General features: G+C 71.9%; 15 protein-coding genes. 6 read left to right on the top strand and 9 right to left on the bottom strand.

The annotated features are described in order from the left end of the window. Nucleotides 1-2,337, top strand: a complete 2,337-nt coding sequence (gene treY / locus V6U89_RS19930; RefSeq protein ID WP_334572840.1) for a malto-oligosyltrehalose synthase — start codon at nucleotides 1-3, stop codon at nucleotides 2,335-2,337. After that, nucleotides 2,334-4,067, top strand: coding sequence for a malto-oligosyltrehalose trehalohydrolase (gene treZ, locus V6U89_RS19925; RefSeq protein WP_334572838.1), 1,734 nt, complete (start codon nucleotides 2,334-2,336; stop codon nucleotides 4,065-4,067). The genes treY and treZ overlap by 4 nt, the downstream gene beginning before the upstream one ends. A 34-nt stretch (nucleotides 4,068-4,101) precedes the next feature. Here treZ and V6U89_RS19920 read toward each other — a convergent pair whose 3' ends face one another. Continuing rightward, the gene (locus tag V6U89_RS19920) at nucleotides 4,102-4,836 is read right to left on the bottom strand and encodes an SMI1/KNR4 family protein (RefSeq protein WP_334572836.1); all 735 of its coding nucleotides are present in this window, start codon (nucleotides 4,834-4,836) and stop codon (nucleotides 4,102-4,104) included. 243 nt (nucleotides 4,837-5,079) lie between these two features. Between V6U89_RS19920 and V6U89_RS19915 the strand changes: the two genes are divergently transcribed. After that, a complete protein-coding gene (locus V6U89_RS19915; RefSeq protein ID WP_334572835.1) occupies nucleotides 5,080-8,223 on the top strand; it encodes a BTAD domain-containing putative transcriptional regulator in 3,144 nt (1,047 codons plus the stop codon). Nucleotides 8,224-8,238: 15 nt separating this feature from the next. Here V6U89_RS19915 and V6U89_RS19910 read toward each other — a convergent pair whose 3' ends face one another. From V6U89_RS19910 to V6U89_RS19890, 5 genes are all read right to left on the bottom strand, one after another. Continuing rightward, nucleotides 8,239-9,015 (bottom strand): DUF4097 family beta strand repeat-containing protein, encoded by a 777-nt coding sequence (locus tag V6U89_RS19910; RefSeq protein ID WP_334572834.1) that lies wholly within the window; start codon nucleotides 9,013-9,015, stop codon nucleotides 8,239-8,241. A gap of 243 nt (nucleotides 9,016-9,258) precedes the next feature. Then, complete coding sequence (locus tag V6U89_RS19905) at nucleotides 9,259-10,008, bottom strand: ABC transporter permease (protein WP_334572833.1); 750 nt, start codon at nucleotides 10,006-10,008, stop codon at nucleotides 9,259-9,261. After that, nucleotides 10,005-10,952: an ATP-binding cassette domain-containing protein gene (locus V6U89_RS19900; protein WP_334572832.1), complete on the bottom strand. Its 948-nt coding sequence runs from the start codon at nucleotides 10,950-10,952 to the stop codon at nucleotides 10,005-10,007. Before V6U89_RS19900 ends, V6U89_RS19905 begins: the two co-directional genes overlap by 4 nt. Before the next feature lie 240 nt (nucleotides 10,953-11,192). Next, complete coding sequence (locus V6U89_RS19895) at nucleotides 11,193-13,583, bottom strand: ATP-binding cassette domain-containing protein (RefSeq protein ID WP_442933954.1); 2,391 nt, start codon at nucleotides 13,581-13,583, stop codon at nucleotides 11,193-11,195. Nucleotides 13,584-13,916: 333 nt separating this feature from the next. Further along, a complete protein-coding gene (locus V6U89_RS19890; RefSeq protein WP_334572831.1) occupies nucleotides 13,917-14,351 on the bottom strand; it encodes a helix-turn-helix transcriptional regulator in 435 nt (144 codons plus the stop codon). 234 nt (nucleotides 14,352-14,585) lie between these two features. Here V6U89_RS19890 and V6U89_RS19885 point away from each other — a divergent pair, with 234 nt between their 5' ends. Together V6U89_RS19885 and V6U89_RS19880 are read left to right on the top strand one after the other, a co-directional pair. Then, nucleotides 14,586-15,533 (top strand): SRPBCC family protein, encoded by a 948-nt coding sequence (locus V6U89_RS19885; protein WP_334572830.1) that lies wholly within the window; start codon nucleotides 14,586-14,588, stop codon nucleotides 15,531-15,533. A gap of 21 nt (nucleotides 15,534-15,554) precedes the next feature. Beyond that, entirely contained in the window at nucleotides 15,555-16,727 is a 1,173-nt protein-coding gene (locus tag V6U89_RS19880; protein WP_334572829.1) for a zinc-dependent alcohol dehydrogenase, read from the top strand. A gap of 24 nt (nucleotides 16,728-16,751) precedes the next feature. Here the strand turns inward: V6U89_RS19880 and V6U89_RS19875 are convergent, their stop codons facing one another. Beyond that, complete coding sequence (locus V6U89_RS19875) at nucleotides 16,752-18,230, bottom strand: glutamate--cysteine ligase (protein WP_334572828.1); 1,479 nt, start codon at nucleotides 18,228-18,230, stop codon at nucleotides 16,752-16,754. Nucleotides 18,231-18,395: 165 nt separating this feature from the next. Between V6U89_RS19875 and V6U89_RS19870 the strand changes: the two genes are divergently transcribed. After that, nucleotides 18,396-18,734 carry a DUF3817 domain-containing protein gene (locus tag V6U89_RS19870; RefSeq protein ID WP_334572827.1) on the top strand — a complete coding sequence of 113 codons (339 nt, stop codon included), beginning with the start codon at nucleotides 18,396-18,398 and terminating at the stop codon, nucleotides 18,732-18,734. On the opposite strand, the gene V6U89_RS19865 is transcribed toward V6U89_RS19870, so the two are convergent. Together V6U89_RS19865 and V6U89_RS19860 are read right to left on the bottom strand one after the other, a co-directional pair. Then, nucleotides 18,731-19,426: an alpha/beta fold hydrolase gene (locus tag V6U89_RS19865; RefSeq protein ID WP_334572890.1), complete on the bottom strand. Its 696-nt coding sequence runs from the start codon at nucleotides 19,424-19,426 to the stop codon at nucleotides 18,731-18,733. The genes V6U89_RS19870 and V6U89_RS19865 overlap by 4 nt on opposite strands. A gap of 36 nt (nucleotides 19,427-19,462) precedes the next feature. Beyond that, entirely contained in the window at nucleotides 19,463-20,014 is a 552-nt protein-coding gene (locus V6U89_RS19860; RefSeq protein ID WP_334572889.1) for a hypothetical protein, read from the bottom strand. Nucleotides 20,015-20,052: the final 38 nt, after the last annotated feature.

The raw sequence follows: 20,052 nt of genomic DNA, 5'->3' as shown, positions 1-20,052 counted from the left end.
ATGCCCGACACCCCTCGACCCGATTCGACGGCGGCACCGACGACGCGGGTGGGGTCGACCTACCGCGTCCAGGTGCGGCCCGGCTTCGACCTGGACGCCACCGCCGGCCTGGCCGGCTACCTCGCCGATCTCGGCGTCACCCACCTCTACAGCGCACCCCTGCTGACTGCCACCCCCGGCTCCGCGCACGGCTACGACGTGGTCGACCACCGGGCGGTCAACCCGGAACTCGGCGGTGAGGCCGGCCGGCGGCGGCTGGTCCGGGCACTGCGCGCGGCCGGACTCGGCCTGGTCGTCGACATCGTGCCCAACCACGCCGGGGTGGCCCAGCCGGCGGCCAACCCGGCCTGGTGGGACGTGCTGCGCCGGGGCCGGTCCTCGGCGTACGCGGACTGGTTCGACATCGACTGGGACCGGGGCCGGCTGCTGCTGCCGGTGCTCGCCGACACCCCCGACGCCCTCGACGACCTCAAGGTCGTCGACGGGGAACTGCGCTACCACGAGCACCGCTTCCCGATCGCCGACGGCACCGAGGCGGGCGGGCCGCGCGAGGTGCACGACCGGCAGCACTACGAGCTGGTCTCCTGGCGGCGTGGGGACAGCGAGCTGACGTACCGTCGGTTCTTCGCCGTCTCGGACCTGGCCGGGCTGCGGGTGGAGGACCCGGCGGTCTTCGACGCCACCCACGCGGAGGTGCTGCGGTGGGCGGCGGCCGGGGAGCTGGACGGCATCCGGGTCGACCACCCCGACGGCCTGCGCGACCCGGCCGGCTACCTGGCCCGGCTGCGCGCCGCCGCCCCCGACGCGTGGCTGGTGGTGGAGAAGATCCTGGAGTACGGCGAGGAGCTGCCCGACTGGCCCGTCGACGGGACCACCGGCTACGACGCCCTTCCGGTGGTCTGCGGGCTCTTCGTCGACCCGCGTGCCGAGGGCGACTTCACCGCCCTGGACGCCCGGCTCAACGGCCGGCACACCTCCTGGCAGGACCTGACCCACGACACCAAGCTGGCCGCCGCCACCCGGCTGCTCGCCGCCGAGCTGACCCGGCTGGCCGCCCTCGCGCCGGACCTGGACCCGCGGGCCACCCGGGAGGCCCTCGCCGAGCTGGCCGCCTGCTTCCCGGTCTACCGCGGCTACCCGCCCGAGGGCGCCCGGCACCTGGCCGTCGCCCGCGCGGAGGCGGGCCGCCGCCGCCCCGACCTGACCGCCACCCTGGACGCGGTCACCGCCCACCTGCGCGACCCGGAGCACGAGCTGGCGAAGCGGTTCCCGCAGCTCTCCGGGGCGGTGATGGCCAAGGGGGTGGAGGACACCGCCTACTACCGGTGGAGCCGGTTCGTCGCGCTCAACGAGGTCGGCGGCTCACCGGCGCACTTCGGCGTGCCGCCGGCGGAGTTCCACCGCGCCGCCGCCGCCCGGCAGGTCCGCTGGCCGGCCGGCATGACCACGCTCTCCACCCACGACACCAAGCGCGGCGAGGACGTCCGGGCCCGGCTCGCCGTCCTGTCGGAACTGCCCGGGCGGTGGGCCGAGCGGGTGCAGGACTGGATGTCCCGCGCGCCGCTGGCCGACCCGGCCTTCGCCCACCTGCTCTGGCAGACCGCCGTCGGCGCCTGGCCCGTCGAGCGCGAGCGGCTGCACGCGTACGTGGAGAAGGCCGCCCGGGAGGCGTCGGTCTCCACCAGCTGGGCCGACCCCGACCTGGCCTTCGAGCGCGACCTGCACGCCCTGGTCGACCGGATGTACGACGACCCGGCGCTGCGCGCCGAGATCACCGGCTTCGCCGACGAGATCACCCCGGCCGGCTGGTCCAACTCCCTCGGGCAGAAGCTGGTGCAGCTCGCCATGCCCGGTGTGCCGGACACCTACCAGGGCACCGAGCTGTGGGAGAACAGCCTGGTCGACCCGGACAACCGCCGCCCGGTCGACTTCGCCGTACGCCGGGAGCTGCTGGCCCGGCTCGACGGCGGCCGGCGGCCCGCGGTCGCCGCCGACGGCGCGGCGAAGCTGCTGGTGGTCTCCCGGACCCTGCGGCTGCGCCGCGACCACCCGGAGCTGTTCACCACCTACCGGCCGGTCGCCGCACGCGGGCCGGCTGGTGCGCACGCGGTCGCCTTCGACCGGGGCGGCGCGGTCGCGGTGGCCACCCGCCTCCCGCTGGGGCTGGCCCGCTCGGGCGGCTGGCGGCGGACCACCCTACCGATTTCCGGCAACAGTGTTACGGACGTGTTCACCGGTCGGGTCTACAGTGGGTCTGAGCTGCTCCTGGATGATCTGCTGAGCACCTATCCCGTCGCCCTGCTGGCTCCCACCGACTCCGTGGAGGCTGCCGCATGACCGAGTTCACGGTGTGGGCTCCCGAGGCCGCACGGGTCCGGCTGCGCCTGCCCGGCGTGGCCGACCACGACATGCGCGCCGGCCCCGACGGCTGGTGGCGTTTCGAGGTTCCCGACGCCGGGCCGGGCACCGACTACGCGTTCCTGCTCGACGACGACGAGCGGGCCCTGCCCGATCCCCGCTCCGCCTGGCAGCCCGCCGGTGTGCACGGGCCCAGCCGGCTCTACGACCACACCGCCTTCCGCTGGGCCGACCAGGACTGGACCGGCCGGCAGCTACCGGGCAGCGTCCTGTACGAGCTGCACGTCGGCACCTTCACCCCCGAGGGCACCTTCGACGCGGCGATCGGCCGCCTGGACCACCTGGCCGACCTCGGCGTCGACATGATCGAGCTGCTGCCGGTCAACGCCTTCAACGGCGAGTACAACTGGGGCTACGACGGGGTCTGCTGGTACGCCCCGCACCAGCCCTACGGCGGCCCGGACGGGCTGAAACGGCTGGTCGACGCCGCCCACGCCAAGGGGCTGGGGGTGATCCTCGACGTCGTCTACAACCATTTCGGGCCCTCCGGGGCCTACGCGCCGATGTTCGCGCCGTACCTCACCGAGCAGAGCAACACCTGGGGCCGCACCGTCAACCTGGACGGCCCGCATTCCGACGGGGTGCGCCGCTACATCGTCGACAGCGTGCTGATGTGGCTGCGTGACTACCACGTCGACGGGCTGCGGCTGGACGCCGTGCACGCCATGCCCGACTCCCGGGCCACCCACTTCCTGGAGCAGGTGGCCACCGAGGTGGAGGCGCTCTCGACCCACCTGGGCCGGCCGCTGTCGCTGATCGCCGAGTCCGACCTCAACGACCCGAAGCTGATCACCCCACGCGAGGCCGGCGGCTTCGGCCTGCACGCCCAGTGGAACGACGACGCCCACCACGCCCTGCACACCCTGCTCACCGGGGAGCGGCAGGGCTACTACGGCGACTTCGGCTCGCTGGAGTGCCTGACCGACGTGCTGACCGGCGCGTTCTTCCACGCCGGCAGTTGGTCCAGCTTCCGCAACCGCAGCCACGGGCGGCCGGTGGACCGGCAGCGGACCCCGGGGCACCGCTTCGTGGCGTACCTGCAGAACCACGACCAGATCGGCAACCGGGCCACCGGCGACCGGATCTCCGCCAGCCTCTCCCCGGCGCTGCTGCGGGTCGGCGCGGTGCTGCTGATGACCGCGCCGTTCACCCCGATGCTGTTCATGGGCGAGGAGTGGGCGGCCAGCACGCCCTGGCAGTTCTTCACCAGCCACCCCGAGCCGGAGCTGGCCACCGCCGTGGCCACCGGCCGCCGGCGCGAGTTCGCCGCGCACGGCTGGCCGCCGGGTGACGTGCCCGACCCGCAGGACCCGCAGACCTTCCTGCGCTCCCGGCTGGACTGGGCCGAGCTGGACAAGCCCGAGCACCGGGAGATGTACGAGTTCCACCGCCGGCTGATCGCGCTGCGCAAGAGCCGCCCCGACCTGTCCGACCCCCGGCTGGACCGGGTCGAGGTACGCCACGGCGACCGCTTCCTGCTGATGCGCCGGGGCGAGCACCTGGTGGTGGCGAACCTCGCCGGGAAGGCGCAGCGGATCAACCTGCCGGGGGTGGTGCGCACCGTGCTGCTGGCCACCGGGACCGGGGTCACGGTGATGCGGGACGGGATCGAGCTGCCGGCGGAGACGGCGGCGATCGTGGCGCTCTGAGGCCTGCGACCTCGGAACGTATGCGGGCGCCGGATTACGGGTGTGGACTGCGAGCTTGGACATCCTGGAGCCATGCCGGACGCGTCCCCCACGAGTCCGACGGCGTGCTGCCCCATTCGCACGCCGGTCCCGCGAGGGGATCGATCTCCAGAGGCGAGTTGTCAGGATCAGCGGCGAACAGTTTGAGATCCTCGGCGTAGCGGACGAGCAGTTGCGTCCAGGACGGGGCCAGCACGTCCCACGAGGCGCATTCGACATCGACCCGAACCACCTGTCCGGGCGTTCCCCCCGGGGCCGGATCGAAGTCGAGCAGCCACCGGACGTCGCCGTTCATGTCGCCCACCACCACTGCGCCCGGCGAACCGACGATCGGTCGCACCGGCCCGTTCAGGAAGAGCATCTCCGTATCGACCAGGTGTGCCCAGACCTGAGGATCGTCCCAGTCCGGCTCCGGATGATAGTTGTCGCGCCACATCCGGGTCATCTCGATGATGTCGTTGGTGTCGCAGAGGTACGTCAGCGGTACCGGGCTGGGCTCAGGGGACGGCAGGGTCGGGCCGGGGTCGGTTCCATCGTGAATGCGGAGACTGACGCGGAAATCCTGCGGCAGTGCTACGGCCAGGGCCGCCTCCACCGCATCGATCGCCGCTACCGGAGCCGGCGCGTTGAGCTGCCGTAGGGAAGCCGGCAGGACGCGACTCAGGCCAGCCTCGATCCGCGCCCACGCCTCGGCGACGCGCTTGTCGACGTCGGCTCCAGTGTCGGTCACGACGCAGACTCTAGACATCGCCACCGCAGGCGGCGGGCCACCGCCAGCCAGCCGGGGGTGACCAGCAGCGCCGGGGCGACGAACGCGGCCACCAGCAACCACCTCGTCTGCCGCCGATCGGGTGTGCTCGCCGCCGCGGTGGGCGTCGCCGTCAGTAGCAGGCGTGGCCCGGCGAGGTGCGGACCTTACGACGGCGGCGATCGTGGCGCTCTGCGGTCGGCGGCCCATGGCAAGATCTGCTGCGTGCAGATCGGGATGCTCGGATCGTTCGAGGTTCGCACGGACGACGGGGCCCTCGCCGACGTGCCGGGCGCGCGGCTGCGCGGACTGTTGATCGCTCTCGCGCTCGAACCCGGTCGGGTGGTCCCGAAGGCGACGCTCGTCGACTGGATCTGGGGTGAACACCGGCCCGCCGACGCGACGAACGCCCTGCACCGCCTGGTCTCCCGGCTGCGTAAGGCGCTGCCGGAAGGATCGGTCGAGGGGCAGCCGGACGGCTACCGCTTGACGATGGAACCCGACGCCGTCGACGCCGTGCGGTTCGAACGCCTCGTCACCGCGGGCCAGGCCCGCAATGACGACGGTCCACGGCGGGTGCGGCTGCTCCGCGAGGCCCTCGCCCTGTGGCGGGGTGCGGCCCTGCAGGACGTCGGTCTGCAGGGCAGTGCCGCGTTCGACGCGGCGGCCACCCGGCTCGAGGGGCTGCGCCTGAGGGCCTTGGAGGATCGGTTCGATGCGGAGGTCGACCTCGGCCACGGTGCGGAGCTGGTCACCGAGCTGACCGACCTGGTGGCCGCGCATCCGGTGCGAGAACGGCTCGTCGCCGCGCTGATGCGTGCCCTCGTGGCGGCCGGTCGGGGCAGCGAGGCGCTGCTGGTGTACCAGCGCACCAGAGAAGCCCTGGCCGACACGCTGGGCGTCGACCCCGCACCGGAGCTGTCCGCCTTGCACGTCGCGCTGCTGCGCGGCGAGCTGGGACGGCGGGAGGAGAACCGGAAGACCAACCTGCGCGCCGAACTGACCAGCTTCGTCGGCAAGGACGCCGATGTCGCCGCGGTCCGCGAACTCGTCGCCGACCATCGGCTCACCACCCTGATCGGGCCGGGCGGCTCGGGGAAGACCAGGCTGGCCACGGAAACCGCGCGCACGCTGCTCGGTGACCTGCCGGACGGGGCCTGGCTGGTGGAGCTCGCCGCCATCGGCGCCGACGGTGAGGTGACGCAGTCGGCGCTCGCCGGGCTCGGCCTGCGGGACGCGCTGCTCGGCGAGGCACCGAGCGCGGAGCCGACGGACCGGCTCATCGCCGCGATCCGCGAGCGCGAGGCGCTGCTGATCCTGGACAACTGTGAGCACGTGATCGAGTCGGCGGCGACGTTCGCCCATCGCGTGCTCGGGGAGTGCCGGCGGCTGCGGATCCTGGCGACGAGCAGGGAACCGCTCGGCATCACCGGTGAGGCGCTGTGGCTGGTCGAGCCGCTGGCCCTGCCGGCGGGGGACGCCGGCCCCGGCGAGATCGAGTCCGCGCCGGCCGTCCGGTTGCTGCGGGACCGGGCGGGCGCGGTGCGCAGGGACCTCGCGGTCGACGCCCACACGTTGTCGACGATGCTGCGGGTCTGCCGGGCGCTGGACGGGATGCCGCTGGCGATCGAACTGGCCGCGGCCAGGTTGCGCACCATGTCCGTCGACCAGCTCGCCCACCGGCTCGACGACCGGTTCCGCCTGCTGACCAGCGGCAGCCGTACCGCGTTGCCGCGGCACCGGACGCTGCGCGCGGTGGTCGACTGGAGTTGGGAGTTGCTCACCGACGCCGAACGGAGGGTGCTGCGCAGGCTCTCGGTGTTCTCGGGCGGGGCGAGCCTGGAAGCGGCCGAGCGGGTCTGTGCCGGCGACGCGGTCGAGCAGGAGCAGGTGCTCGAGTTGGTCACGTCGCTGACCGAGAAGTCGCTGCTGGTCGCCGATCGCGCCGATGCACCGCGCTACCGGATGCTCGGCACGATCAAGGAGTACGCCGGGCACCGGCTCGCGGAGGCGGGGGAATCGGACCTGGCGCGCCGTGCGCATCTCGCCTACTTCACCGAGCTGGCCGAGACCGCCGAGCCGCATCTCCGCCGCGCCGAGCAGTTGGAATGGCTCGCCACGCTCGGTGTCGAGCACGACAACATCAGTGCGGCGATGCGTGGTGCGCTCGCGGCCGGCGAGGCACACGCGGCGATGCGGCTCGCGGCCGGCGCCGGCTGGTACTGGTGGCTCAGCGGGCACAAGGCCGAAGGCATCGAGCTGATCACCGCGGCCACCGACACGCCTGGAGAGGTGGCCGATGAGATCCGCGCCACCGTCTATGCGCTCGTTGTGCTGTTCGTGAGCGCCGGACGGGGCGACGAGCACCATGCCCAGGAGTGGATCCACAAGGCATACCGGTTCCGCCAGCGCAGTCAGTCCCGTAATCCGCTGCTGGGACTGATCGTCCCGCTGGAACGCATGTTGCGGGCGCCGGACGCGCTCCTGTCCTCGTGGGAACCATTGCTGGACGACGAGGACCCCTGGGTACGCGCACTGGCCCGGTTCCATCTCGGCAAGATGCGCATCATGCTCGGCCAGGGCGGGCGGGATGCGGATGCGTATCTCGAGATGGCGCTCGCCGAGTTCCGCGCGATCGGCGAACGGTTCGGGATCTCGATCGCCCTGGCCGAGCTGGCGGACCGGATCGCCGTGCGCGGCGAGTTCGCCGGTGCGTGCGCGCACTACGAACAGGCGATCGCGGTCGTCACCGAAGTCGGGGCCATCGAGGATGTCATCCGCATGCGGTCGCGACAGGCCCAGCTGTACTGGCTGCTGGGCGACAAGGACTCCAGCGCGGCTGCCCTGGCCGAGGCGCAACGGTGCGCGGAACGGGTCACCTGGCCGGATGCGCTGGCCGAACTGGCCCTCTCGAAGGCGGAACTCGCCCGCTGGCGCGGCAACGCCGAGGAGGCGTATGAGGAACTCGGCGTCGCGACAACCATGCTGGGCAACGACGCGGAGCAGGCGAACATCCGCGCGGTGAAACACGACCTGCTCGGCCACCTTGCCGACGATCTCGGCGAGGCCCGTACGCACCATGCGGCGGCCTGCCAGGCGGCGGCCGAGGCGGGGCACGCCCCCCTGATCGCGCAGATCCTCGTCGGCGTCGCGGACCTGGCACTACGCGGCGACGAGTACGAGCAGGCCGCGCGGCTGCTCGCGGCGAGCACCGGCGTGCGCGGACTGCCGGATCGTTCCCACCCGGATGTGGCCCGGATCGAGCAGGCCGCGCGGAGCCGCCTCGGCGACACACGGTTCGCCGAGGCGGCTCGGGAAGGCACGCGGACGAACTGGTCTCAGGTGGTGACGGTCACGCTCGCCCCCTGAACGTGGCGAGCGCCGTCAGTTTGCGGCGCGCTGAAGGGTGATGTCGCCGTGCCGGGTACGGGCGTGGACCGTGAGCCTGTTGCCGAAGGTGACAGGGGTTTCCTGGGCCGGTACGGAGTTGCGTACCGACCCTCGCTTGCTGTTGGCGTCCACCCGGGCAGCGGTGCCCTCGCTGATGCCGACCTCGATGTTTCCCGAGTGGTTCGCCAGCTCCGCCCGACCGCGGGTCAACCGGCCGATCCGGATCACGCCGTCGCCCGTCCTGGCGGTGACGCTGCCGTCGGCGCGGTCGATGTCGAAACCGCCGCTGCCACTGGTGAGGTCGAGGTCGGCCGATGCGTGGCCGATCCAGATCTGCCCGCTCGCGCTTGAGAGCTTGACGGTGTCCATGACCTCGCCGATCCGCATCGCGAACGCGCTGCCGTCGATGGTCGCGCGCTCGGCGATGTGGCCGATCGTGACCTCGCCGCCCCCGATGTTCCCCTGCAGCGCGTTGATGCGATCGAGCTGGACCCGACCCGAAGCCATGTGCAGCTCGCACTCTCCCAATGAACCGTCGGCGTGCACATCCGAGTGCGCCAGGTACGCGACCAGGCTGGAGCCGGCGGGCAGGTCGATCGTGATGGCGACCGAACCGTTCTTGTCCCCGGAGGCGGTCGTCTTGACCGAGAGCTGACCGCCCGCGAAGTCGACCTTGGTCTTGTCGGCCACCCTGACGTCCGACCGGCTCGCCTTGTCGATGGGTTCGACCAGCACCACGGTGTCGGTCCGGTCGCTCGCGGTGACCCGCACCTGAGCACCGGCGACGACAACTGTGGCGCCGATGGGTCCGGGCGTGGCGAATGTAGGCATGATGCCTCTCCTCTTGTCTCTACGTGGTCTGCTGGTGGGCGGCTCGGCCGCCCTGGCCGTGCAGCATCGGTCCGCGCGCGGCGGCGCGCGCTCGTCGGCGACGAGCGCGCGCCGGGTCAGTTCGTCGCCGGCGGCTTCCGGGTCAGCCCGATCACGGGCCTGGGAAGGCCATCGCCCGGGAGCTCAGGCGCGCTTCGTGAAGGTGGAACGCGCCCACAGGTAGCCGACGAGAGCGATGCCGACGCACCAGGCGACGGCGGTGATCGCGTCGCTGGAGGACGGTGCGCCGTTGAGCAACCCGCGCATGGTTTCGATGATCGGCGTGAAGGGCTGGTACTCGGCGAACTGCCGGAGTCCCGGCCCCATCTTCTCCGCCGGTACGATCGCGCTGCTGAAGAACGGCAGCATGACCAGCGGCACGGAGGCCAGACCCGCCGTCTCCGGAGACTTCGCCGCCAGTCCCAGGGCGACCGTGAGCCAGCCGGCCGCGAAACCGAGCAGCACCACGATGCCGGCCACGCCGAGCCAGTCGAGGGCACTCGCCGCCGGGTTGAATCCCAGCAGGAACGCCACCCCGACGAGCGCCCCGATGGCGAGCAGGTTGGTCAGCAGACTGGCGACGACGTGACCGGCCAACACAGCACCACGGGAGACGTCCATGACCTTGAACCGGTTGATGATGCCCTTCGTCATGTCGGAGTTCACCGACGTGGCGGTGGCCCCCAGCCCGTAACAGACGGCCAACAGCATCAGTCCCGGCGTCGCGTAGTCGATGTAGTCGACTCCGACGTTGAAGGCGTCGCCGAACATGTACACGAACATCAACATGATCACGATCGGCATCAGGACCGCGTTGAACACCGAGGTCGGATTCCGGGCGATGTGCTTGAAGTTGCGACGCAACATGACCATCGCATGGGACTTGGTGCTCATTTGGCGACCACCTCCGTGGTGTGGGTGCGGCCCGTCAGGGCGAGGAAGACGTCATCGAGGTCCGGAGTGTGGACGGAGAGTTCTTCGGCACTGATCGAGTACTCGTCGAGCCGGTCCAGCAGCGCCCGCAGGGATCTCGTCCCGCCGTCGCCGGGAACCCGCAGGGCCAGTGCCTCGTCGTCCCGCGTGGCGTCGGTGAGGACCCGCGCGGCCGCGTCGAGTTCGGCGACGTCGGTGAACCGAAGCCGGACATGACTGCCGGGGACCTGGCGTTTGAGCTCGTCGGGAGTGCCCTGGGCGACCAGGCGGCCCTGGTGGAGTACCGCGATCCGGTCGGCGAGTTGGTCGGCTTCCTCGAGGTACTGCGTGGTGAGGAAGATGGTCACGCCATCGGCCACCAACTCGCGGACGATGTCCCACATCGTGCGGCGGCTGCGCGGATCCAGTCCGGTCGTCGGCTCGTCCAGGAAGATGATCCGTGGCTTGCCGACCAGCGTCATCGCCAGATCCAGCTTTCGGCGCATACCCCCGGAGTAGGTCGACACCGACTTCTGCGCCGACTCCACCAGATCGAACCGCTCCAGCAACTCCGTGACGACCCGCCTGCCCTCGCCGGAGCCCATCCGCTTCAGATCCGCCATCAAGCGCAGGTTCTCCTGGCCCGTCAGCAGCTCGTCCACCGCCGCGAACTGACCGGTGACCCCGACCGCCGCGCGCACCGCCTTGGTCTCGGTCGCGATGTCATGCCCGGCAACCCGTGCCGTCCCACCGTCGGCCTTCATCAACGTGGTCAGCACGTTCACCGTCGTCGTCTTGCCCGCCCCGTTCGGACCGAGCAGGGAGAAGACCGTGCCCGCACGGACATCCAGATCGATGCCGTCGAGCACGATTTTGTCCCCGAAGGCCTTCCGTAGCCCGGAAACCTCAATCGCTGAACTTGTCATGCGCCTACGATCGGCGGCCGACCTGTCACCGGCCTGACACGCCCCTGACACGACGACTGACAGAGGCAGAGCGGAGTTGGACGCCGCGCGGGCGTACCTCCAGATCGGTGCTGTGCCTGGGGCCGCACGCCGGCTGATCGACGCGCACGGCGTCGCTCCGGCTGACGGCCGGCGGCGGGGCCGAGATCACCTCGGCGCCGCCGCCGTCAACCGGATGCGTCCGACGGGGTCGGGGCGCGGTCAGGCGCCGACGTAGGCGGCGAGGTGCTCGCCGGTGAGGGTGGATCGGGCGGCGACGAGGTCGGCGGGGGTGCCCTCGAAGACGACCCGACCGCCGTCGTGGCCGGCGCCCGGGCCGAGGTCGATGATCCAGTCGGCGTGCGCCATGACGGCCTGGTGGTGCTCGATGACGATGACCGACTTGCCGGAGTCGACGAGCCGGTCGAGCAGGCCGAGCAGGTGCTCGACGTCGGCGAGGTGCAGGCCGCTGGTCGGCTCGTCCAGGACGTAGACGCCGCCCTTCTCGGCCATGCGGGTGGCCAGCTTGAGCCGCTGCCGCTCGCCGCCGGAGAGCGTGGTGAGCGGCTGGCCGAGGCTGAGGTAGCCGAGCCCGACGTCGGCGAGCCGCTGCAGGATCGCGTGGGCCGCGGGGATCCGCGCCTCGCCGGCGCCGAAGAACTCCTCCGCCTCGGTCACCGACATCGCGAGCACCTCGCTGATGTCGCGGCCGCCGAGGTGGTACTCCAGCACCGACGCCTGGAACCGCTTCCCCTCGCACTGCTCGCACACGGTGGCGACCCCGGCCATCATCGCCAGGTCGGTGTAGATGACGCCGGCGCCGTTGCAGGTGGGGCAGGCGCCCTCGGAGTTGGGGCTGAACAGCGCCGGCTTCACGCCGTTGGCCTTCGCGAACGCCTTGCGGATCGGCTCGAGCAGTCCGGTGTACGTCGCCGGGTTGCTGCGCCGGGATCCGCGGATCGCGGTCTGGTCGACCGACACCACGCCGTCCCGCCCGGACACCGAGCCGTGGATCAGGGAGCTCTTGCCGGAGCCGGCGACGCCGGTCACCACGGTGAGCACCCCGAGCGGGATGTCGACGTCGACGTCCTGGAGGTTGTGGGTGGCGGCGCCGCGGATCTCCAGGGTGCCGGTCGGCGTGCGCACCGTCTCCTTGAGGGCGGCCCGGTCGTCGAAATGGCGGCCGGTGATGGTATCGCTGGTCCGCAGCCCCTCGACGGTGCCCTCGAAGCAGACGGTGCCGCCCGCCGTACCGGCGCCGGGGCCGAGATCGACGACGTGGTCGGCGATCGCGATCGTCTCCGGCTTGTGCTCCACGACCAGCACCGTGTTGCCCTTGTCCCGCAGCCGCAGCAGCAGGTCGTTCATCTTCTGGATGTCGTGCGGGTGCAGCCCGACGGTGGGCTCGTCGAAGACGTAGGTGACGTCGGTGAGCGAGGAGCCGAGGTGGCGGATCATCTTGGTGCGCTGCGCCTCGCCACCCGACAGCGTGCCCGAGGGCCGGTCGAGCGAGAGGTAGCCCAGCCCGATCTCCACGAACGAGTCGAGGAGGTGCTGCAGCCCGGCGAGCAGCGGGGCCACCGACGGCTCGTCGAGCCCGCGGACCCAGTCGGCCAGGTCGCTGATCTGCATCGCGCAGACGTCGGCGATGTTCTTCCCCTCGATCTTCGACGACCGGGCCTCTGTGCTGAGCCGGGTGCCGTCGCACTCGGGGCAGGTCGTGAACGTCACCGCCCGCTCCACGAAGGCGCGGATGTGCGGCTGCAGCGCGTCGACGTCCTTGGACAGAAACGACTTCTGGATCTTCGGGATCAGCCCCTCGTACGTCAGGTTGATCCCTTCGATCTTGATCTTGGTCGGCTCCTTGTAGAGCAGGTCGTGCAGTTCCCGCTTGGTGTACTTGCGGATCGGCTTGTCCGGGTCGAAGAAGCCGCAGCCGCGGAAGATGCGGCCGAACCAGCCGTCCATGCTGTAGCCGGGGATGGTGAGCGCGCCCTCGTTGAGCGACAGGCTGTCGTCGTACAGCGCGGACAGGTCGAAGTCGGTGACCGAGCCCATGCCCTCGCAACGCGGGCACATGCCGCCGGTGATGGCGAAGCTGCGCCGCTCCTTGACGGTCTTGCCGCCGCGCTCGAGGGTGACCGCCCCCGCACCGCTGATCGAGGCGACGTTGAAGGAGAACGCCTGGGGCGATCCGATGTGCGGCTGGCCGAGCCGGCTGAAGACGATCCGCAGCATCGCGTTGGCGTCGGTGGCGGTGCCGACCGTGGACCGGACGTTGGCGCCCATCCGCTCCTGGTCGACGATGATCGCGGTCGTCAGCCCATCGAGGACGTCGACCTCGGGCCGCGCCAGCGTCGGCATGAAGCCCTGCAGGAAGGCACTGTAGGTCTCGTTGATCATCCGCTGCGACTCCGCGGCGATCGTCCCGAACACCAGCGAGCTCTTGCCCGAGCCGGAGACGCCGGTGAACACCGTCAGCCGGCGCTTCGGGATCTCGATGCTGACGTCCTTGAGGTTGTTCTCGCGGGCGCCCTGCACGCGGATCAGGTCGTGGCTGTCGGCGACGTGCGGCGCGGGCGACCGCGGGTCCGTCCTCGTGGCCATGCTCATCGTGTCTCCATCTGTGTGGCGGGGCCGCTTCGTGGGCTCCGTCGGCGTCGCGCTCGGCGCAGGAACCACGGTATCCAGGCTGCTCCGGCCGGGGCGCCCCGGTGACCTCGGCCACCCGGCGCGCCCGGCCGAGGCGTCGGAGCAGTCAGCCGTCGCGCATCGGCTCGTGGTCGGGCACCAGACCGCGCGCCGGAAGCCGGACGGCTCAGCGCAGCTCGTTGATCCGGGTGAGGGTGCCCGTGGGGTCGCGGAAGGCCGGGGCGGCGTCCGCGTCGGTGTGCGGGAGGAAGGCGTGGTGAATGCTGACCCTCATGGCGGTCACGCTAATCGCGGCTAGGTGACCGGTGCTTCTCGATTCCTGACCGGTCTGGTCACCTGTTTCGAGAGGCACGGCGGCATCTCCGCCGTCGTGCGAGCCTGCTCGGCCCGGTAGGTGCTCGGCGGCATGCCGACCAGCTCGGTGAAGCGGGTGCTGAAGGTGCCCAGCGACGAGCAGCCGACCGCGAAGCAGACCTCGGTGACGCTGAGGTCGCCACGACGCAGCAGCGCCATGGCGCGCTCGATGCGCCGCGTCATCAGATAGGAGTACGGCGACTCGCCGTAGGCCTGCCGGAACTGGCGGCTGAGGTGTCCGGCCGACATGTTCGCGCCGCGGGCGAGCGCCTCGACGTCCAGCGGCTGCGCGTACTCCCGGTCGATCCGGTCGCGGACCCGGCGCAGCCGCGCGAGGTCGCTCAGGCGCTGCGCCTCGGAGGATCTGCTGGTCACCTACCAGATCGTGCCACATCCGACGGTGTCTGGAGCACGGCCGATCGCCGGGCGGTGCCGGACGACGCCCGGAGGCCATCCAGCCCGTCCCTCGCCCCGTTCGGAGGTCCGTGCGGGTTTCGGGCTGATTCGGGGCTCGTGGGGCGATTGGTGGGCATAGCGTCAGGCGTGGCGGCTTCCGGCCGCCGGGCCGTCCTCGGTGGGCGGTCACGGCCGAGTGACGGTGGTGCGGACGTGGACAGGACCGAACCGACGGTGCTGGACGAGCTGGAAGGCAAGGGCCGGGGCACCGGGCTGCCCCGGCTGCTGGGCGTGGTCAGTCTCGCCCTGGGCGCGGGCGGGCTGCTCGCCCCGCGGGCGGTGGCCCGGCTGACCGGGGTGGACGACTCCCCGCAGGCGGCGGGCGTCATCCCGGCGGTGGCCGCCCGGGAACTGGGACACGCCGCCGGGCTGCTCACCGGGCGTCGCCCCGGCGGCTGGGCCTGGACCCGGGTGGCCGGGGACGCGGCCGACCTCACCCTGCTCGGCCGGGCGCTCGCCGACCGGTGCGGCGAGCGGCGTCGGCGGGTCGCCGTGACCACCGCCGTCGTCGCCGGCATCGCCGTCGTCGACCTGCTCGCCGCCGTCCGCGCCGGCCGGGCCCGCCGGGCCCGGGAACGGCTGATCCTCATGGAGGTCGGCGTCACCGTCAACCGGCCGGCGGCGGAGGCGTACCGGTTCTGGCGGGACCTGGAGAACCTGCCCCGCTTCATGGCCCACCTGGAGTCCGTCCGCGCCGACGACCGGCGCCGCTCGCACTGGACCGCACGGGGCCCCGCCGGCCGGTTGGTCGGCTGGGACGCCGAGATCGTCGAGGACCGTCCGGACGAGCTGATCGCCTGGCGTTCGCTGCCCGGCGCCCAGGTGCCCAACGCCGGCCGGGTCCGCTTCGTGCCGGCCCCCGGCGACCGGGGCACCGAGGTCCGGGTGGAGTTGGGGTACGCCCCGCCCGCCGGGCGGCTCGGCCGCGCGGTGGCGAAGCTCTTCGGCGAGGAGCCGGAGCAGCAGATCCGCGACGACCTGCGCCGGTTCAAGCAGGTGCTGGAGACCGGTGAGGTGGTCCGCTCCGACGCCAGCCCGCAGGGGATCACCCTGCACCAGCAGCTCAAGCAACGTCCCGCCCAGCCGCTGCCCGCCCGCTGACCGCCACCGCGAAGGAAGACGATGAGAGCCACCACCTGGACGGGCACGAACAGCGTCAAGGTCGTCGACGTGCCCGACCCGCGCATCATGAACGCCCGGGACGCCATCGTGAAGATCAGCTCGACGGCGATCTGCGGTTCCGACCTGCACCTCTACCACGGGTACATCCCGGCCATGCGCAAGGGCGACATCCTCGGCCACGAGTTCATGGGCGAGGTGGTCGAGGTCGGCCCGGAGGTGGACAACCTCGCCGTCGGCGACCGGGTGGTGGTGCCGTTCCCCATCTCCTGCGGCAACTGCGCCTCCTGCCAGCAGGGCCGCTACTCGGTCTGCGAGAACTCCAACCCCAACGCCGGCATCGCCGAGAAGATCATGGGCCACTCGCCCGGCGGCATCTTCGGCTACAGCCACCTGCTCGGCGGGTACGCCGGCGGCCAGGCCGAGTACGCCCGGGTGCCGTTCGCCGACGTCGGCCCGATCAAGATCCCCGACGAGGTGCCCGACGACCAGGCGCTGATGCTCGCCGACGTCTTCCCCACCGCCTACATGGGGGCGGAGATGTGCGACATCACGCCCGGCGACGTGGTCGCGGTCTGGGGCGCCGGGCCGGTCGGCCTCCTCGCCGCCGCCAGCGCCCGGCTGCTCGGCGCGGAGCGGGTCATCGTCATCGACCGGTACCCGTACCGGCTGCGGCTCGCCGCCGAACGGGCCGGCGCGGAGACGATCAACTACGAGCAGCTCGACGTGCTGGACGAGCTGAACCGGCTCACCGCCGGCCGGGGCCCGGACGCCTGCATCGACGCGGTCGGGCTGGAGGGGCACCACGGCAACGCCGCGATGTACGCCTACGACCGGGTGAAGCAGGCCGGCCGGCTGGAGACCGAGCGACCCTTCGCGTTGCGCGAGGCGATCCTGTCCTGCCGCAGCGGGGGAGTGGTCTCGGTGATCGGGGCGTACGGCGGGTTCGTGGACAAGTTCCCGATCGGGGCGTTCATGAACCGCTCGCTGATCATGCGGACCGGGCAGTGCCACGTGCAGCGCTACACCCGGCCGCTGCTGGAGCGGATCGTGAAGGGCGAGCTCGACCCGAGCTTCGTCGTCAGCCACCGGATGCCGCTGAAGGACGCGGCCAAGGGCTACAAGATCTTCCAGAAGAAGCAGGACGACTGCACCAAGGTGGTGCTCAAGGTCTGACGGCCCCGGGGCCTGGTCCGCCGTTCAGGGCAGCGGCCACTCGTGCACCGGGCGGTTGCTGTGCATCAGGTCCACGTAGTGGCGGACCACCTCGCGCAGCGCCGCCGGCCGGTCCAGGTGGTCGGCGGACTCCAGCCGGTGCAGCGTCTCCACCTGCCAGGTCGCCCCGTTGCGCCCGGTCAGGCAGCGCTGCTCGATGATGCTGAGCAGCCGGTCCCGCTCGGTCGGGTCCACCCCCCACCGGTCCAGCCCGTGGTACGCCAGCGGCAGCAGCCGCCGCAGCACCAGCTCGGTCACCGGCAGGTAGCCCAGGCCGGGCCAGTAGACCTGCGCGTCGATCCCGTGCCGGGCGCAGTTGGTGAAGTTCTCCTCCGCGGCGCTGAACGACATCTGGGACCACAGCGGACGGTCGGACTCCGCCAGGGCCCGGACCAGCCCGAAGTAGAAGGCGCCGTTGGCGACGGTGTCGAGCACCGTCGGCCCGGCCGGCAGTACCCGGTTCTCCACCCGCAGGTGCGGGCGGCCCTTGAGTACGTCGTAGACCGGCCGGTTCCACCGGTAGACGGTGCCGTTGTGCAGCCGGAGCTCCGCCAGTTTCGGCACCCCGCCGGCGGCCAGCGTCTCGGCCGGGTCCTCCGGGTCGCACACCGGCAGCAGCGCCGGGAAGTAGCGGACGTTCTCCTCGAACAGGTCGAAGACGCTGGTGATCCAACGTTCGCCGAACCAGACCCGGGGGCGTACCCCCTGGGCCTTGATCTCCTCCGAGCGGGTGTCGGTGGCCTGCTGGAACAGCGGGATGCGGGTCTCCCGCCACAGCTCCCGGCCGAAGAACAGCGGCGAGTTCGCGCCGAGCGCCACCTGGATGCCGGCGACCGCCTGGGCGGCGTTCCAGTGGTCGGCGAACTGCGCCGGGCTGACCTGGAGGTGGAACTGGGTGCTGGTGCAGGCCGCTTCCGGGGTGATGGTGTCCGCGGTGGTCGCCAACCGCTCCACCCCGTTGATCGAGATCCGCAGGTCCTCGCCCCGAGCGGCGAAGATCTGCTCGTTGAGCAGCTCGTAGCGCGGGTTCTGCGACAGCGTCGCGGCGGTGAGGTGCTCCGGGCGCAGGGTGGGCAGGATGCCGATCATCACCATGTGCGCGCCGATCGTGCGAGCCTTCTGCTCCGCCGCGTTCAGGCTGGCCCGGACGTGCTCCTCGAACTCGGCGGTGCCGGTGCCGGTGAGCCGGCGGGGCGCCACGTTGATCTCGACGTTGAACTGCCCCAGCTCGGTCTGGAAGCTGGGATCGGCGACGGCGGCCAGCACGTCGGCGTTGCGCATCGCCGGCATCGACTCCTCGTCGACCAGGTTCAGCTCGATCTCCAGCCCGGTCATCGGCCGCTCCACGTCGAACCGCGACTCGCGCAGCATCTCGGCGAAGACGTCCAGGCAACGGCGTACCTTCTCGCGGTAGCGGGCCCGGTCCTCTCGGCTGAAGGTCCGCGCACCGACGTCTTCGCCCATTGGTCACCACCTTGTCACCGTTGGTTCCCCCAAACCTCGCACGTCCCGGCGCGGGCGGGGAAGACCCGAAGGACTCTGACCTACCCATTCGCGGCCTCCGTGATCCCCGTCCCTGCGCCGCGGTTCCGCCCCGGGTCGAGCGACCCGGCTGGATAACATGGCGCGATGCGTGAGAAGACGACCCGGCTGTTCGTGGCGGCGGCGATCGCCGAGGCGTGCTCCTGGCTGGCCCTGCTGGTCGGCATGGCCGTCAAGTACGGCCCGCCCGCCGACGAGATCGGCGTCAAGATCTTCGGGCCGATCCACGGCGGACTCTTCGTCGCCTACGGGCTGCTGGTGCTGGTGATGGCCCGCACCCACCGGTGGAGCCTGCCCGTCACCGCCGTCGCCCTGGTCAGCGCCGTGCCGCCGTTCGCCACGCTGTTCTTCGAGCGCTGGGCCCGCCGGCGGGGCAAGCTCCGCACCGCCCCCGAGCCGGCCCGCCCGCTCACCTCGGTCGGCTAACCGCCCGCGGCCGCCAGGAACGCGCCCAGCACGGCGGCGAGCTGCTCCGGCGCCTCCTCGGCCAGGTGGTGCCCGGAGTCGACGGACGCCACTTGCAGGTCCGGGGCCCACTCGCGCCAGATCGCGGCCGGGTCGCCGTACAGCTCGGCCATGTCGTCCCGGGTGGAGAAGCAGAACAGCACCGGGCAGCCGATGCGCCGCCCGGCGGCCCGGTCGGCCTCGTCGGCCGCCCGGTCCGGGCCGAGGCCGGCCCGGTAGTCCTCGCACATCGCGTGCACCGTCGCCGGGTCGTGGATGGCCCGGTGGTAGTCGGCGTACGCCTGCGCACCCATCTCGGCGGGGGAGCCGCCGTACCAGGCGTCGGGGTCGGCGTTGATCACCCGCTCGGCCGGCTTGTCCGACTGGGCCAGGAAGAACCAGTGCCACCAGCGGGCGGCGAAGCGGGCGTCACACCGGGCCAGCGCCTCGCCGATCGGCACCCCGTCCAGGACGCCGAGCCGGCTCACCCGGTCCGGGTGGTCCAGCGCCGTGCGCATCGCCACGTAGCAGCCCCGGTCGTGGCCGACGACCGCCGCCCGGTCGTGCCCGAGGGCGTCGAGCAGGCCGACCACGTCGGCCGCCATCGCCCGCTTCGCGTACCCGGCGTGGTCGAGGCCGGCCGGCGGCTTCGACGAGCCACCGTAGCCGCGCAGGTCCGGGCGGTGCCCCGGGGCGGGCCGGGAAACCCCTCAGCCGGTGACCACCGAGCAGGCCGCCACGCCGGCGAGCAGCAGTGCGCCGAGCAGCGCCTGGAGCAGCAGCGGCGGCCCCAGGTGCGACCAGACCGTCGCGGTGCGCGGGGTGAGCAGCTGCCCGGTGGTGACGTTGACGATCCGCTCCACCCGGGGCGGCAGGTCCGGGTCGGGCTGCCGGCGCAGGGTCAGCTGCACGTGGTCGGCCGGGTGCAGCGCGCTCTGCGGCAGGTGGCCGTGCAGCTCCACCTCATAGAGCAGACCGGCGGCGTCGCGCACCCGCAGCGGGGTGACCAGGAACTCCGGGCCTTTCTTCAGGTCCTTCCAGCCGCGCCGGGCGCCGCCCCCGCCACCGGTGGACAGCAGGCTGCGCACCAGCAGCATCAGCAGTCCCACCACGCTCGCCGCGGTCACCACCGCCACCAGCACCGGCTGGCCGACCCGCACCTCGCGGGGATATCCCTCCAGCAACCGGACGACCCGCCCGGTGAGGATCCGCTGCGTCGGATGTACGACGCGGAGCCGGAGATCGCTGTCCATGGCCACCACCGAGAGTCCGGATACGTGCACTGATGGTAGCGGTCGCC

This window comes from Micromonospora sp. CPCC 206171 (assembly GCF_036906755.1).
Lineage (GTDB): Bacteria > Actinomycetota > Actinomycetes > Mycobacteriales > Micromonosporaceae > Micromonospora > Micromonospora purpureochromogenes.
This window is presented reverse-complemented; position numbering and strand designations above follow the sequence as displayed.